Raw genomic sequence first — 2,500 nt, 5'->3', positions numbered from 1 at the left:
GTCTAAATAAGGGTCTTTGCGCCGAAAATGTAACGGGGCTAAAGCCATGCACCGAAGCTGAGGATTGTGGCAACCTTCGGGTTGCTTCAGTGGTAGCGGAGCGTTCCGTAAGCCTGTGAAGGAGTACTCGTGAGAGGCTCTGGAGGTATCGGAAGTGCGAATGTTGACATGAGTAACGATAAAGAGGGTGAGAGACCCTCTCGCCGAAAGACCAAGGGTTCCTGCTTAAAGTTAATCTGAGCAGGGTTAGCCGGCCCCTAAGACGAGGCAGACATGCGTAGTCGATGGGAACCACGTTAATATTCGTGGGCCTGGTGGTAGTGACGGATCGCACAAGTTGTTCAACCTTATTGGATTGGTTGGGCGGCGGAGCGGTTCCAGGAAATAGCTCCATCATTATAGACCGTACCCGAAACCGACACAGGTGGTCAGGTAGAGTATACCAAGGCGCTTGAGAGAACTATGTTGAAGGAACTCGGCAAATTGCACGCGTAACTTCGGAAGAAGCGTGACCCCTTTTTACGCAAGTATGAAGGGGTGGCACAGACCAGGGGGTAGCGACTGTTTATCAAAAACACAGGGCTCTGCGAAGTCTAAAGACGACGTATAGGGCCTGACGCCTGCCCGGTGCTGGAAGGTTAAAGGGAGAGGTGCAAGCTTTGAACTGAAGCCCCAGTAAACGGCGGCCGTAACTATAACGGTCCTAAGGTAGCGAAATTCCTTGTCGGGTAAGTTCCGACCTGCACGAATGGCGTAACGACTTCCCCGCTGTCTCCAACATAGACTCAGTGAAATTGAATTCCCCGTGAAGATGCGGGGTTCCTGCGGTTAGACGGAAAGACCCCGTGCACCTTTACTATAGCTTTACACTGGCATTCGTGTCGGCATGTGTAGGATAGGTGGTAGGCTTTGAAGCGGGGACGCCAGTTCTCGTGGAGCCATCCTTGAAATACCACCCTTATCGTCATGGATGTCTAACCGCGGTCCGTCATCCGGATCCGGGACAGTGTATGGTGGGTAGTTTGACTGGGGCGGTCGCCTCCGAAAGAGTAACGGAGGCGCGCGATGGTGGGCTCAGACCGGTCGGAAATCGGTCGTCGAGTGCAATGGCATAAGCCCGCCTGACTGCGAGACTGACAAGTCGAGCAGAGACGAAAGTCGGTCATAGTGATCCGGTGGTCCCGCGTGGAAGGGCCATCGCTCAACGGATAAAAGGTACGCCGGGGATAACAGGCTGATGACCCCCAAGAGTCCATATCGACGGGGTTGTTTGGCACCTCGATGTCGGCTCATCGCATCCTGGGGCTGGAGCAGGTCCCAAGGGTTTGGCTGTTCGCCAATTAAAGCGGTACGTGAGCTGGGTTCAGAACGTCGTGAGACAGTTCGGTCCCTATCTGCCGTGGGTGTAGGAATATTGACAGGATCTGTCCCTAGTACGAGAGGACCGGGATGGACATATCTCTGGTGGACCTGTTGTCCTGCCAAGGGCATAGCAGGGTAGCTATATATGGAATGGATAACCGCTGAAGGCATCTAAGCGGGAAACCAACCTGAAAACGAGTATTCCCTATCAGGGCCGTGGAAGACGACCACGTTGATAGGCCGGGTGTGGACGTGCAGCAATGCATGAAGCTTACCGGTACTAATAGCCCGATCGGCTTGATCGTTCTCATTGACCATGCTCATCAAGCAAAGCTTGATGAGCCATCTCTTCTGTCCTGACGCGCCAAAGGCGCTCCGGACGGGCCGCCAAACGATTGGCGACGGCCTTGCGGCCTGTATGGGAAGTCCCACGCAGCCCAGGGTGAAGAAAAAAGACGTGTTCAAATAAGACAAACGAGGCAAACGCCTCTGCCAGCTTCTCAATCAACATTGCCCTTAAACGACCTGGTGGTCATGGCGGGGCGGCCGCACCCGTTCCCATTCCGAACACGGCCGTGAAACGCCCCAGCGCCAATGGTACTTCGTCTCAAGACGCGGGAGAGTAGGTCGCTGCCAGGTCTTTTAAAGGCAATGCCACATGAAAATGTGGATCGAAAATCTTCTCAATACGAAACCTAAGGCCCCTGGCCAAACTCAAGGGCCGCCCCAAAGCGGCCTTTCGTCGTTCAAAGGCACAGAGCAGAATACTTGAAATGCCAAGGGAACTCACCATCCTATAGCCGGTGCATCCCTTACAGGAGACAAATTGCTCTGCAATTTGCTCCGGCAGTGCGCGTCACAGCAAAGCTGTGACGCAGTCGCGATAAATCCGATCACGGATTTACGCACCGGATAAGCCGCGCAGCGGCTTACCTAAATGGCGCGGGGTGGAGCAGCCCGTTCGGCCGGCAATCGATACTCAATCGATTGCTCTTCGGCCTCACCTCATCAGGCTCGCGCCTGACTTGCTTCCGGGCCTCAAAGGTCCGTATTCTTGGTGACGCGGGGTGGAGCAGCCCGGTAGCTCGTCAGGCTCATAACCTGAAGGCCGCAGGTTCAAATCCTGCCCCCGCAACCA

Annotated in this window: 1 protein-coding gene, 1 tRNA gene and 2 rRNA genes (1 of these 4 cut by a window edge); 3 read left to right on the top strand and 1 reads right to left on the bottom strand. The window is 54.9% G+C overall.

Annotated features, from left to right (window positions below; translation table 11 throughout):
* Positions 1–1,667, top strand: a 23S ribosomal RNA gene (locus EDE05_RS26560) (it extends 1,144 nt beyond the left edge of the window).
* Between the two features lie 2 nt (positions 1,668–1,669).
* On the opposite strand, the gene EDE05_RS27080 is transcribed toward EDE05_RS26560, so the two are convergent.
* Positions 1,670–1,873: a hypothetical protein gene (locus tag EDE05_RS27080; RefSeq protein ID WP_208325242.1), complete on the bottom strand. Its 204-nt coding sequence runs from the start codon at positions 1,871–1,873 to the stop codon at positions 1,670–1,672.
* A 13-nt stretch (positions 1,874–1,886) separates the two neighbouring features.
* On the opposite strand from EDE05_RS27080, the gene rrf reads away from it, so the two are divergent.
* Together rrf and EDE05_RS26550 are read left to right on the top strand one after the other, a co-directional pair.
* Positions 1,887–2,001, top strand: a 5S ribosomal RNA gene (gene rrf / locus EDE05_RS26555).
* Positions 2,002–2,423: 422 nt separating this feature from the next.
* Positions 2,424–2,500 (top strand) — tRNA-Met (locus EDE05_RS26550).

It is taken from the genome of Neorhizobium sp. R1-B (genome assembly GCF_004368875.1).
GTDB lineage: Bacteria > Pseudomonadota > Alphaproteobacteria > Rhizobiales > Rhizobiaceae > Neorhizobium > Neorhizobium huautlense.
The sequence above is the reverse complement of the archived record's forward strand: the minus strand, read 5'-3'. Positions and strand labels throughout refer to the sequence as shown.